At 59.2% G+C, this 12921-nt stretch carries 9 protein-coding genes; 5 read left to right on the forward strand and 4 right to left on the reverse strand.

Annotation, left to right across the window (positions count from 1 at the left end):
• Position 1: 1 nt before the first annotated feature.
• Genes paaI through AC2FIR_RS13040 form a run of 3 tightly spaced genes read left to right on the forward strand, consistent with a single transcriptional unit; the run spans position 2 to position 2361 of the window.
• Positions 2 to 427 carry a hydroxyphenylacetyl-CoA thioesterase PaaI gene (gene paaI, locus AC2FIR_RS13030; protein ID WP_496746704.1) on the forward strand — a complete coding sequence of 142 codons (426 nt, stop codon included), beginning with the start codon at positions 2 to 4 and terminating at the stop codon, positions 425 to 427.
• Positions 428 to 450: 23 nt separating this feature from the next.
• Positions 451 to 1761: a phenylacetate--CoA ligase PaaK gene (paaK, locus tag AC2FIR_RS13035; RefSeq protein ID WP_496746702.1), complete on the forward strand. Its 1311-nt coding sequence runs from the start codon at positions 451 to 453 to the stop codon at positions 1759 to 1761.
• Positions 1762 to 1764: 3 nt separating this feature from the next.
• A complete protein-coding gene (locus AC2FIR_RS13040; protein ID WP_496746700.1) occupies positions 1765 to 2361 on the forward strand; it encodes a TetR/AcrR family transcriptional regulator in 597 nt (198 codons plus the stop codon).
• An 11-nt stretch (positions 2362 to 2372) separates the two neighbouring features.
• Here the strand turns inward: AC2FIR_RS13040 and AC2FIR_RS13045 are convergent, their stop codons facing one another.
• The 4 genes from AC2FIR_RS13045 to betB form a co-directional block, all read right to left on the reverse strand.
• Positions 2373 to 4406: a cytochrome c3 family protein gene (locus tag AC2FIR_RS13045; RefSeq protein WP_496746698.1), complete on the reverse strand. Its 2034-nt coding sequence runs from the start codon at positions 4404 to 4406 to the stop codon at positions 2373 to 2375.
• A 26-nt stretch (positions 4407 to 4432) separates the two neighbouring features.
• Complete coding sequence (locus AC2FIR_RS13050; RefSeq protein ID WP_480491396.1) at positions 4433 to 5677, reverse strand: DUF3179 domain-containing (seleno)protein; 1245 nt, start codon at positions 5675 to 5677, stop codon at positions 4433 to 4435.
• Positions 5678 to 5709: 32 nt separating this feature from the next.
• Positions 5710 to 7377 (reverse strand): sulfatase-like hydrolase/transferase, encoded by a 1668-nt coding sequence (locus AC2FIR_RS13055; RefSeq protein WP_496746696.1) that lies wholly within the window; start codon positions 7375 to 7377, stop codon positions 5710 to 5712.
• A 550-nt stretch (positions 7378 to 7927) separates the two neighbouring features.
• Positions 7928 to 9379, reverse strand: a complete 1452-nt coding sequence (gene betB / locus AC2FIR_RS13060; protein ID WP_496762481.1) for a betaine-aldehyde dehydrogenase — start codon at positions 9377 to 9379, stop codon at positions 7928 to 7930.
• A gap of 1170 nt (positions 9380 to 10549) precedes the next feature.
• Here betB and AC2FIR_RS13065 point away from each other — a divergent pair.
• Together AC2FIR_RS13065 and AC2FIR_RS13070 are read left to right on the forward strand one after the other, a co-directional pair.
• Complete coding sequence (locus AC2FIR_RS13065) at positions 10550 to 10828, forward strand: hypothetical protein (protein WP_170615987.1); 279 nt, start codon at positions 10550 to 10552, stop codon at positions 10826 to 10828.
• 144 nt (positions 10829 to 10972) lie between these two features.
• A complete protein-coding gene (locus AC2FIR_RS13070; protein ID WP_480441741.1) occupies positions 10973 to 12892 on the forward strand; it encodes a S8 family peptidase in 1920 nt (639 codons plus the stop codon).
• Positions 12893 to 12921: the final 29 nt, after the last annotated feature.

Raw genomic sequence — 12921 nt, forward strand, 5'->3', positions numbered from 1 at the left:
CATGAACGCGAAAGAACGGGCAGAAAAATCAGCGGCCGCCATGTGGGCCAGCGATCAGGCAAGCAAGTGGTTCGGCATGGAAATCCTTGAGGTCGATGAAGGCCGCGCCGTGCTGACCCTGACCGTCGCCGCGCACCATTGCAACGGTGTGGGCATCTGCCACGGCGGCGTCAGCCACGCCCTTGCCGACAGCGCCTTTGCGTTTGCCTGCAACAGCAGAAACACCGTCACCGTGGCGCAGCATACGGTGATGAGTTATCTCGCCCCCGGCCAGTTAGGCGACAACCTGACCGCCACGGCGACCGAAATATCCCTGACCGGGCGGAGCGGCATCTACGACGTCCGCGTCACCAATCAGGACGACAAACTGATCGCCGAGTTTCGCGGCATGTCCCGCGCGATCAACGGCCAGTTGTTCAAAGAATAACTTCGCGTTTGGAGGAGACCGCGATGGAAGATCTTAGCCCCAACAAAGCTGACCTGGACCCGATTGAAAACGCATCAATTGACGAGATAAGGGCGCTGCAGCTGGACCGCCTGAAATGGTCGGTGCGTCACGCTTATGAAAACGTGCCGATGTACAGGTCGCGTTTCGATGAGGCCGGCGTTCACCCTGACGACCTGCAAAGCCTGTCTGATCTGGCAAAGTTCCCGTTCACCTACAAGAACGACCTGCGGGATAACTACCCATTCGGGCTTTTTGCCGTTCCACGCCGCGAAATCGTGCGCATTCATGCGTCTTCAGGAACCACGGGCAAGCCGACCGTTGTTGGCTATACGCAAAACGACATCGACAACTGGGCCGATCTGGTCGCCCGCTCAATCCGCGCCAGCGGGTTACGCAAGGGTGACATGATGCATGTGGCCTATGGGTATGGCCTGTTCACCGGCGGTCTGGGCGCACATTACGGGGCCGAACGGCTTGGCTGCACGGTCATACCGATGTCGGGCGGACAGACGGAAAAGCAGGTCGGCCTGATCACCGATTTCCGTCCGGACGGGATCATGGTGACGCCGTCCTACATGCTCAACATTCTCGAACAGTTTCACAAGGCCGGGCTTGATCCGCGCGAAAGCTCACTCAAGGTTGGCATCTTCGGCGCCGAGCCATGGACCGACGCCATGCGCAAAGAGGTCGAAGCCGCCTTTGACATGCATGCGGTCGACATCTACGGCCTGTCGGAAATCATGGGGCCGGGTGTCGCCAACGAATGCGTCGAAACCAAGGACGGTCCGGTGATCTGGGAGGACCACTTCCTGCCCGAAATCATCGACCCGGAATCAGGGGAGGTTCTGCCGGACGGGGAAATGGGCGAACTGGTCTTCACCACGCTCACCAAGGAAGGCCTGCCGATGATCCGCTACCGCACCCGCGACCTGACGCGTCTCTTGCCGGGAACCGCCCGGTCGATGCGCCGGATGGCCAAGATCACCGGGCGCAGCGACGACATGATCATCCTGCGCGGCGTAAATGTCTTTCCCAGCCAGATCGAAGAACAGGTCATGGCGACCGGCGGACTGGCACCCTATTACCAGATCGAGCTTTACAAATCGGGCCGCATGGACGCGATGCGGGTGCTGGTCGAGGCCAATCCGGATTCGACCGATGAGTTGTCCAAAACCGCGGCGGCGCGCATGCTGACCAAGCGGATCAAGGACATCGTTGGTGTTTCGACCGAGATTATTGTAGAGGACCCCGGACAGGTTGAACGCTCGCAAGGCAAAGCCAAACGGGTCGTCGACAACCGTGATAAGGAGTAGACCTTGGCCCGTACCATCGCCAAAGATCACGATCAGAAACGTGCTCAAATCCTGAAATCGGCGGCACGGGTATTTGCCAATGAAGGGTTCGACCGTGCCTCAATGTCCTTGCTGGCCAAGGAGTGCGGGATATCAAAAGCCAATATCTACCACTACTACGACAGCAAGGATGCCATCCTTTATGATATCCTTGAAACCTACCTGCGCGATCTGCGCGACAGGATTTGCGGCATCAACACGGATGGCCTGACGGCTGAACAGATGTTGCGGGCCGCGATAAAAGAAATCCTGTTCGCCTATCAGGGCGCGGACGATGAACATCGCGTTCAGGTCAGCGGCATGTCCGCACTGCCCGACGAGCAGCAAAAGGTCCTGCGTGGCTATCAGCGGGATCTGGTCAATTTCGTCAGCGACATCCTGAAAGAACTGGCTCCGGGCGTTCTTGGAACAGACAAGAACAAGCTGCGTGCCGCGACCATGTCCGTTTTCGGCATGTTGAACTGGTATTACATGTGGAACACTGGTGCAGGGTCAAAAGCGCGCGAAGACTACTCGGACGTGGTCAGCACATTGACCCTTCACGGAATTCAGAACCTGTAGAAAGCGTGTGTCTATTGGGCCAAGACCGAGGCGCGCAACTCGTTCAGGGCCTGACTGTCCGGCACTTTGCTCAGGGCCTCCTCCAGAATGGCCAGCGTCGCCTCGCGCCCATCGACTGCTGCGGCAATCCGGACCAGCATGACCCAGGCTTCTTCGCGTTGCGGATCCATGCGCACAACCTCGCGAAAGGCGCGTTTTGCTGCGGGAATGTTTCTGAAGGTCAATGCCATTCCACCCAGTACCAGATGGGTTTCCGGAAAATCCGACCGCGCCCGCAGCGAGGCCCGCCACTCGGACATCGCCTGCTGCAACTTGTCCTGCTGCTGCTCCGGAAGACCGGCGGCAGGAAAATCCAGCATGGCCTTCGCAGCCTCGATCCGCACCATCCTTTCCGGGTCGTCGAGCAGATCGTTCAGCCTGTCCGCCTGTAGCCGGGGCGGCGCGGCCCTTTGAATTGCGATGGCCGTCGCCCTTATCAGCGGATCATCATGCACCAGCAGAGGTGCCATATCCTCGGCGGTAGTCTCATCCGCGACCTGAGACAAGAGCCATAGGGCTGTTGCCCGGACCAGGCCCGCCTGACTGTCATCAAGCGCCAGAGAGTTCAGGTCCGGCTTGGCACCCATTGGATCAGACCGCCCGGCCGCCAGCGTGACGCCGTAATGCGGGCGCGCTGCTGCATTCGGATGGTGTTTTTCTATCTCCGCCGCCGCCCATTCTGCCGACCGATCCGCGTGGCAGTCGGTGCACGCATCCGGTGCACCGGTCACGTCTGCCAGATCCGGCCTTGGGATACGAAAACTGTGGTCCCTACGACCGTCTGTCCCCATATAGACACGCTCGATCATGTGGCAGTTTTTGCACTGCGCGCCCTCGGACCCCGCTTCATGGAAATGATGCGAAGGATCATCGTAGGGCTTTAGCGGCAAAGACGTGAAATCGGGATTGCCTGCCGGGGAATGGCATTGCGTGCAGACGCCGTTTCCGTCTGCCTTCAATTCGGCGCTGTGGGCGTCGTGGCAATTCAGGCAAGTCACGCCCTTTGAGTACATCCTGGATTGAAGAAACGACCCGTAGACATAGACCTCGTCCAAAATCTGCCCATCGGCGTGGTAGAGGCCGGGGCGCAACAATGACAGGTTGTAAGCCTCATGAAAACTGGTTCCGGGCATTGGATTTCCCTCGCCAAACGGCTCACGCCGGGAATGGCAGGTCGCACATTGCTGTATCGCAGCCTCAGCCCCTGCCCCGGCGAAATCCATCGCAAATCCGTATCCCGCCGGTACAGGCACCGATGAGGCAACGGCAGATTCCGCCCAGTCGACATGCGCCGAACCGGGGCCGTGGCAGGCTTCGCATCCGACCCCCGTTTCGACCTGAACCGAAGCATAGGCCTGACGGCGTTCGTCATAGCGCTTTTCGAAACCGGTCGCATGGCACTCCGCGCAGCGGGCATTCCAGTTCTTGTATGGTCCGGTCCAGTGCAACCCGTCATCCGGCGGCAATGTCTGGTCGGGGTACAAGTGGTACCAACGACCGTTTTCGACATCCCAAACGACATCAAAGCTTTGCAATCGGCCCGGCTCGGTTTCGATCAGATACTGTTGCAGCGGCGCGACCCCGACAACGGAATGGACGGAATAGTCTTTCACCGTGCCGTCGGTCTCGGTCAGGTGAATGCGGTAGTTTCCGTTGTCGGCTGAGAACTCGTATTGCACCCCGTCGTGCTCGAACCGGGTTCCGTCAAAGTCGGCCAGGACGGTATCCGGCGCGGGGCTGGTCCAGGCAAGCGCGTGATGCGACCCCATCCAGGCGTCAGTGGCATCCTGATGGCAGCCCGTACACTGCTCCGATCCGACATAGTGCTGGTCCGTGTTCTCCGACTGTATCTCTTGTCCCCTGACGGCAGCGGCAAGGTACGCCCAAGTTGCCAGAGCAAGGATCAGTACAACACCGAAATCCGAAATCCTGCCCAAGCAACCGGGCAGGTCAATGCGCCGGGGAACCGCCCAGCGAGGCTTCCAAAAACAAGTGTGCCGTCGCAATTGGAATGCTCCCCGGGCCCGTCGGATCACGCGGCGGTCTCGCCAACCACGTCTTCACCACCTTCTACACGATTGATGTCGGTGTTTGGAAAAAACTCGGACCAGACATGCCAGAACACGCCGGCCCGCAGCGTCTCGACCCTCTGCAACTGGCCCTGATCCGAAACACCCCAGAAATCGCATCGGGTCACGGGCTGGCCGCTGTCGTTGTACCAGACACCCAAACTCTCATAACGAGGGTCCAGACTGACAACGACGTCGCGCCCGCCAACCCGCGCGTTCACGATCCAGTCATTCTCGACAATGAAATCGTCGGTCCAGCAGGCCGCCTCATCCCCGATTGTGATCCCCCAGACATAGGTCTTGTTCGGCAGCCGATTGTCCGAGCGGTCCATGTTGTCCATCACCGGCGCATCTTCCTGATGCTGGCGGGAAATACCCCAGCCAAAAGTGATCTCCGTCACCATGTCCAGAAGGCGCAGCAGCGGGTTCGAAGAGGGTTTGTTCAGGTAAACCTCGCCGTCGGGAAAGGCCTTCTGAAACCCGCGAAACGTCATCCGAAACGTGGGCCATGGCTTCATCCGAGCTTCCGGCCGCAGGGGGCAGGCAGGTCCGTCCGCATTCGGGTCGCGATCCGCTTCGCGGAAGCCGTAGATATGCTGAATCGGCTCGCCGGTATCATTGTCACGCAGGATCAGGTTGTTGCCGTGCTGGGCCAGAACCTCGAGGTTCAGCCGCTTGCCTTCGATGGCCGGCGAATATCCCTGACCGAGATTGGCCATGGCACAGTAGGTCATCACGACGTCTTCGCCGCCCAGACCTTTTTCATTGCCCGCCAGATGCGGGCGCATAATCTGCGCATCCGGATGGGCGCGGGCATGCCCATTGTTTTCGATCACGATAACCGGCGCCGTCGACCCGACGTATTTCCGCGCTTCGCTGATCGGAAAATACTGCGCCGTGTTAAGCTGGTTCCGCAAACCCAGATGCACCCAGACATAGGGAAACCCGTACAGGAATATCACCAGCAGCGCGGCGACAAACCAAAGCCAGAACGGACCACCGCCAAACAGGAAATGCGCCAGCGTTGAAACGGCAAAGCCACTCAGCCCTATGCCGATGAGGCGGTATTCGTTTCGGATGAACCGCACCATATTTTCGCGCTTCACCTTCAACAGCATCTGCGAGATGTCGCCAAGATCGCGGAAATAGACAAATCCGATCCCAAGCGAGGCGATCAGGCCAAGAGCGAAGAGTATGTTTCCGACCATCTGCACCTCGTGATCCTGTTCCGGTTTTTGCGTTATTGCTGCGCAGAGGCGCGTTTGGTCATGAACGCATCTACGGCCTGTTGCGTTTCGGGGCGTATGTTCTCGATCCCTTCATAGGGCACACCGTAGGCAGGCGTTGTATCGGGATATTTCTCTTTTCTTGCCATGTGACGCCCCAGAATCCGCGCGAACTCCTGACCGCCCCAGGCGCCAACCTCGGTCGAGACCGAGTATTCTTCGCGTGTGTCCCGGTAGAGATCAAAGAACTTCGCGAGAATCGCACTTTCCCCGGGCCCCGGCAGTTTCAGCTTAAGCTGGTCTTTCACAACGGCCTCAGGCTTGTTGACCGAATAAATGATGACATGATCGCGCCGCGCCTTGGTTTCATCGGCAAACAACAGGGCGGCCGATTGGTCCACCCCGTCAACCAGACGATCTCGTGGGATATGCTGATCGGCCCGGGCGAACCGGGAGAGCGTTGTGTAAAGATCCGAGACGTGAATGATGCTGTTCAGCAGACCATCAGCCTCGATCATACCAGGCCAACGGATGAAGGCATCGACGCGGACACCGCCTTCGGTCGTGTCACCTTTGCCACCTGCATAGATCAACGGCGTAAAGCCGGATTGTGGAGCGTATTTTGTGAAGTGTCCGTTATCGCCCATCACTACGACAACGGTGTTGTCGGTCAGCTCAAGTTCATCCAAGCGGGCAAACAGATCGCCCAGCCACTGATCCAGCAGCTGCATCTTGTCGACATAAAGTCCCCCATTCACGCTTTCCGGTCCCGATCGTCCGGCACGGGTGTTGTCCAGCGGGATCATCGGCCAGTATTGCAGGAAGAACGGATGCTCACCGCCTGCAAGGCGATCCAGTTCCTCCAGCGTCTTGTCCTGGAACGCCTGGTTCATCTCGTCATATTTAGCGGCATTCCAGCGTTCACCGGTTTCCATGCGGATTTCACGGATTGGGCCGCCGGTTTCACCTTCGATCACGGTCATCATTGCAGCAGCATCCGGCCGGAACCAGCCGTCCAGCGTGTACTTGTCGTCGTAATCCCGGATCGCGACCGAAACCTGTTCCCTGATCGCGTCGTCGTTGAAAATGGTCAGCTGCCCCTGCTGGTGGATTGCGTGCTGAGCGTAATCAAATCCCTGGTTCATCGCCCAGCTTTCAGCGATGTCGCCCATATGCCACTTGCCCACATGACTGGTCGCATAGCCCGCCTGTTTTAGGACCTCGGCCAGCGTGACTTCGTTCTCCGGCAGGCCAAAACCTGCGATATCGACTTTCGTGTCGCCCATGCCCATCCGCACCGGCAACCGCCCGGTCATCTGCGCCACCCGCGTCGGCGTACAGGAGGGTTCGGTATACATGCGTACCATTCGCATGGCCTGATCCGAGAAATCGTTGATATTCGGCGTTTCATATCCCCGCACGGCGTTCAGCTCGGGTATTCCCATGTCGCCAAAACCCATATCGTCGATCAGCACACTGACGATGTTCGGTGGGTTGCCTCCGTTGCCGTCCCGAAATGCGGCCAGAGCGTCGTTGACCGCAGCGTCATCCTGTGCCCATTGGTCTTCATGCTGGGACTGAAGAATGTAAAACTCGGCATCGTGTATGATCGGAGCATCCTGCGCAAATCCAGGCGACGCGAAAAGACCTGCCGTCAGCACCCGATAGCAAAACTGTTTCATACCCTACCCCCCAGATAGACATTTTTTCGGCTGAACGCCGGATGTTTCACATCGATACATTGCGATACTAAATGTGAACTTCCTACCCGCGCAACCTTCCCGGCAAACGTCAGGGGCGGAATCGCCTGGGCTCAGCTAGCTTGGCCCGGTTTTCGGAGCCGCAACCCAAAGCCCACAATGGCACAATCTTCAGAATGGGCGATGAGCGGGTCGACTAATTTCCGATGGCTTGTGGTATGATATGCTCACGGGTCGGCGACCTTGATTGCCGCGGCAAAACCACCTCAATCGTACTCGAAAAATTTCAGGAGTTAAGACTTGGGTAGAAGCCAACTGCGCTTGTTCGGGCGCTGCCCCGCAAGGCTTGCGTACACGCGACCGCCCGGCCATCAAGCCGTCACCGTGGCGCATTTCGACCTCGTGCATTGACAGGCCCAACTGCATTGGCCCCATAAAACCACTCGCCGAAACGAAAAAACAAAAGCCGGATCGGCCAAAAGGCAATCATGCCAATGGCCGAACCGGCATCCTTTTGCACCGTTGTCGTGCTTTAGTATGGCGCCTCCAGCGGCGTCATGCGGACATAGACGGATTTGAGCTGGCTGTAATGTTCGATCGCAGCCTTGGAGTTCTCGCGCCCGACCCCCGATTGCTTGACGCCACCAAACGGCGCTTCGACCGGCGCATCATTGTACGAGTTGATAAAGCAGCTTCCGGCATCCAGTTGCGCGATGACCCTGTGCCCACGTTTCAGATCGCTGGTGAACACACCGGCGGCCAAACCGAAATCGGTGGCATTGGCGCGCGTGATCACCTCTTCCTCGGTTTCGAAATCCAGCACGGCCATCACGGGACCAAAGATCTCTTCAACCGCGATCTTCATGTCGTCGGTAACGTCGGCGAAAACCGCAGGCGTCATCCAGTTGCCCGGACGTTCAATCCGTTCGCCGCCACAAACCAAGCGGGCCCCTTCGGATTTCCCTGCCTCGATATAGCTTTGGGCGATCTCCAACTGACGCGCGCTGACCAGCGGGCCAAAATTGGTGGCCTCATCCTGCGGGTCACCGATGATCGCGTTGGCAAGCCGCTCCTGCAGGCGGTTCAGAAACGCGTCCTTGATGCCCTTCTGAACAAACACACGTGTCCCGTTCGAACACACCTGCCCCGAAGAATAGAAATTGCCAAGGATCGCGCCACTGACGGCGTCTTCCAGATCGGCATCGTCAAACACGATCATCGGAGACTTGCCGCCGAGCTCCATCGTGACATGTTTCATGCCCGCAGCCGCAGCGGCATAGACCTTTCGCCCGGTGGGCACCGAACCGGTCAGCGATACCTTGTCCACCCGGGGATCTGTGACAAGGGCCGCGCCGGTTTCACCCCGCCCCTCCAGCACGTTGAACAGACCCGGCGGCAGGCCTGCCTCGGACAGGATTTCAGCAACCTTGAGCGCGCAAAGTGGCGTTTCTTCAGAAGGCTTGAAAATCACGGCGTTGCCGCAGGCCAGTGCTGGCGCGGCCTTCCAGCAGGCAATTTGCGTGGGGTAGTTCCAGGCACCGATGCCGACACACAGTCCCAGCGGTTCGCGCCGGGTGTAGACCCAGTCTTCGCCAAGCTGTATGTGCTCGCCGGTCAGGCTGCCTGCAATACCGCCAAAATACTCCAACGCATCTGCGCCCGATGTTGCGTCGGCAACCAGGGTTTCCTGCAGCGGCTTGCCGGTATCATAGGTTTCCAGCACTGAAAGCTCATGGTTGCGTTCACGCATGATGTCGGCGGCTCGGCGCAGGATGCGCCCGCGTTCGGTGCCGGAAATGGCGGCCCAGGCTTTTTGCGCCGTCCGGGCCAGCGCGATCGTCTGATCGACGAGTTCGGGAGAGGCCTCGTGCAACCGCGCGATCACCTCTCCGGTTGCTGGGTAAATCACATCAAGGGATCGACCGTTTTCATCTTCAAGATAGGCGCCATTCACGTAATGGCTGGCCTGAGGTTGCGCGATCATGTTCTGAGGTCTCCGAAACATGGCTGATGGGTAGTCCGGAACTGTTTTTCTCCGGCGGGTTTGTATTGCGAACGCATGGTTCTGAGCAGACGGGCCAGCGCGGATCGAGCCGGCCATTTTATCTGTGGGGATGACCATGGTGGATTTTTATTGATCAGTCAATCAACTAACCGGATGATCCCATGCACACCGCCAGAGACCACGTTCGCAACTGTTTCCGACACCAGAATCCTGTTCGTAAAATCCCCAGTTGGGGAAGAACCCTGACCGACCGGCTGGCGCGGGCCGCCCCAGTTCCTGTCGCCGCAAAATGGGGGAATCGATAGCCGACCGGTCGCCCCGGACCCAGCGCCGAAACGGGGATCCGAATTGGGGCGTTCGCAAGCACAACCCCGGCGGCAACCCAATCAGCCAAGCCAAATTGACCATCAACGCAATGTGCGCGAGCGACCCGGACTAACAAACCCGCTGCGTTGTAACCGCCCGGACAACCTCGGGATGTGCGCAACTTATCAACCTTTTACACGTGACCGGACCGGAAAACCTCCTTCTGCAAACGATGGATCATTGACGCAGAACCGGGCTGGTGCACAGGCAAGCCGGCCCTTTCGGCGTCCGGCGGACTCTGTTTAGAATTGAAAAAACCAGTCTAAAACGCTATTATAATCGCGTTAATACGAGTTATTGAATGTAGACGGCGGGCACCACTTTTTCTCCGCTCGGTGGCCTCAGAGCCATTGTTCCAAAGGATTGCGGCTTGAACTGCGGCTGGACCTGACCGAAGCATACAGCGCCCCTTCGACAGCAGGCTTTTCTGCCTCTGACGGAACGCCACCGCTTTCGGATGAAACACCAGACACGTGCCGTGGCATTAACAAGTTAGTCCGTATTCTTTTGACCTGATGCTTTGATGCCCGGGCGAGCCCGCATCTGCGCAGGTATTGAAAGCAACGGTCATGAGCACTCCCCGCTCGAATCTTCGACGAGAATTTGATATGGCTCCGTGTATTACGCCGGATCCCGTACGAACCGAGGTTGTGAAATGGCACTCCTTCACAATACAGGTGTTGAGAAGACCACAACGAATCGAACCGCCTGGATCCACCGGGGGCATATTCTGTCGCGAGACCATTCGTCAGACACCACCCACCCTTTGCAAAGGGTCCGGCCGTGAATATGCGCGTTATGGTCGAGATCACCGCGTCTGCACATTTCGATTTGCAGGATCCCGAAGCACTGGCCACTCAGATGAGAAAGCTGGGGTTCGAACTCGACCCGGATCTGGAACCTGTTCCGATGAACGAGACGGGCCACGGCGCACAACGGCAGCCGACCAGCGTGATACTCAGCGGAACCATTGCCGACGCGGAAGCTCTGGACGCACTCAATCAGCGGCCGGACGTCATAAACATTTGGGGCGATACGCCAATTGCGCCTTTTGCCCCGTAGGCCGCGTTCAACCTGCTGAACCGGATTTCTTCCACCGCTCAAACTCAACCAATCCCGAAATCTGTCGTGGCGACGTTCGCCGCGACCGGCAACCTGCGCAACCAGTTTCCAGTGCAACAAATTTAACCCAATGGAGGTATAAAGATGGCTGCTAAAAAAACCACGCGTGGCAGGAAGTCCAACGGCGACAACGGCTCGCCCCCAAACGGGGTTCCGCAGCCCACTGACGGCAAGGGCCGGCTGAGCATACTGGTCGAAATGCGCTATACGCCTGGCGGCTCCGGTCCCATGGCGATGTCCTCGGCCGAAGGTTTCTCGGGGGACGGCTTCGCTGTCGACAATGAATTCGAACCTGTCAGCATGGGCGGCACCGGAAGCGCCGAATTTGCCGCTTCGGGTCAGGCCCCTGACGAAACCTTCGTGGTGCGCGGCACCGTTGCAAGTGAAGACGCAATGGCAGCCTTGCGCAGCCGCCCCGAAGTGGCCGGTGTCTGGCGCGACGTCCCAATCGACGGCTTCCCCGTCGACAATCCGTACGGGCCGCAGACAGGCGGCGGCATGGCAGCATGCCCGATCCCGCCCTGCGACTGCAGCCCCGGCACGCCAAAGGGCAACATGGCCGACGTCGCCACCTATCTGGGCGTCGATCAGGTCTGGGCGGCGGGGTTCCGTGGAAACGGAATTGTTGTCGGCGTTTTGGACAGCGGCATCACCGCGCAAGGCCGACCGGTCAAGAACGGAGAGACCTCGCGTCGCATCCCGCGCGTAATCGGCGGATGGCCGTCAGACTGGGGCACCGAATCCGGCAAATGGGGCAATCACGGCAACATGTGCGCCACTGATGTTCTTGGCATGGCGCCCGAAGCCCAGCTTTACGATCTGCGGATTGCCGGATCTGGCGGCTCGCCCGGGACAATCAGCCGGGCATTGCAGGCGTTCAACTGGTCTATCAACCAGTTCCGAAGCAATGGCACTCCGCAAGTTCTGACAAACAGTTGGGGTATTTTCCAGGAAACATGGGATACCACCTATGCCCGCAACCCCAACCACCCGTTTACCCGCAAGGTGGTCGAGGCGATCAACGAAGGCATTCTCGTGCTCTTCGCCGCTGGTAACTGCGGAGATACCTGCCCCGACAACCGTTGCGGCGCCGATAACGGCCCGGGACGCAGCATCTGGGGTGCAAATGGCCACCCGCTGGTGATGACCGTCGGCGCGGTGAACAAGAACGAAGAGTTCATCGGATACAGCAGCCGCGGACCTGCCGCTCTGGATTCGAATAAGCCTGACTTCTGTTCCATCAGCCATTTCACGGGGTATTTCACAAGTGACTCCGGCACCTCGGCGGCGACGCCGATCCTTGCGGGTGCGGTGGCGTTGCTGAAGCAATCCCAACCCAGCGCAACGCAGGCACAGCTGAAATCCATACTGAAGGCAACGGCCAAGGATATCGGGGCCAGCGGCTTCGACCAGCATTCCGGATCCGGCATTGTCCAGATCAAGGCCGCGTATGACCGGTTGCACCGGCCTGTCCGCAGAACGATCGTCGGACCCGCATGCCCGCGCAGAACGGTGGTTGGACCCCTTTGCCCGCGCCGGACCCTGACCGGGCCGTGGTGTCCGCGTCCGACAACCGTCGGGCCGCGCTGCCCGCGCCGGACCCTGGTCGGGCCGTGGTGCCCGCGTCCGACAACCGTCGGGCCGCGCTGCCCGCGCCGGACCTTCACCGGACCGTGGTGTCCACGCCCGACTTTCGCCGGATGCCCACGCCCGACCCTGAGCGGGCCGAGATGTCCTCGGGTCACGCTGGTAGGCTGTCCGCGCCCGACACTGGCCGGATGTCCGCGTCCGACGCTCGCAGGCTGCCCACGTCCTACGCTGGCTTGCTTCCGCGCTGGTGACGAAGATTACTATGACAGCGGCTGGGACGACGGATACGACGACTGGGACGACGGTTACGCGATGTACGAAGACGCCTATGACGATGAATGGGTGGATGAGTACGGCGCCGAGTCCGACGCCGACTATTGGGACGACGACTACGGGTATGATGACGAGTACTAAGTCATCCTGCCGGATGTAACGACCACGCA

It is taken from the genome of Ruegeria sp. CDSB136, assembly GCF_059610965.1.

What these genes read in the sequence shown, in the direction of transcription:
- paaI (WP_496746704.1), top strand. Translation starts at nt 2, where the DNA reads ATGAACGCGAAAGAACGGGCAGAAAAATCAGCGGCCGCCATGTGGGCC.
- paaK (WP_496746702.1), top strand. Translation starts at nt 451, where the DNA reads ATGGAAGATCTTAGCCCCAACAAAGCTGACCTGGACCCGATTGAAAAC.
- AC2FIR_RS13050 (WP_480491396.1), bottom strand. Translation starts at nt 5,677, where the DNA reads ATGGTCGGAAACATACTCTTCGCTCTTGGCCTGATCGCCTCGCTTGGG.
- AC2FIR_RS13055 (WP_496746696.1), bottom strand. Translation starts at nt 7,377, where the DNA reads ATGAAACAGTTTTGCTATCGGGTGCTGACGGCAGGTCTTTTCGCGTCG.
- betB (WP_496762481.1), bottom strand. Translation starts at nt 9,379, where the DNA reads ATGATCGCGCAACCTCAGGCCAGCCATTACGTGAATGGCGCCTATCTT.
- AC2FIR_RS13070 (WP_480441741.1), top strand. Translation starts at nt 10,973, where the DNA reads ATGGCTGCTAAAAAAACCACGCGTGGCAGGAAGTCCAACGGCGACAAC.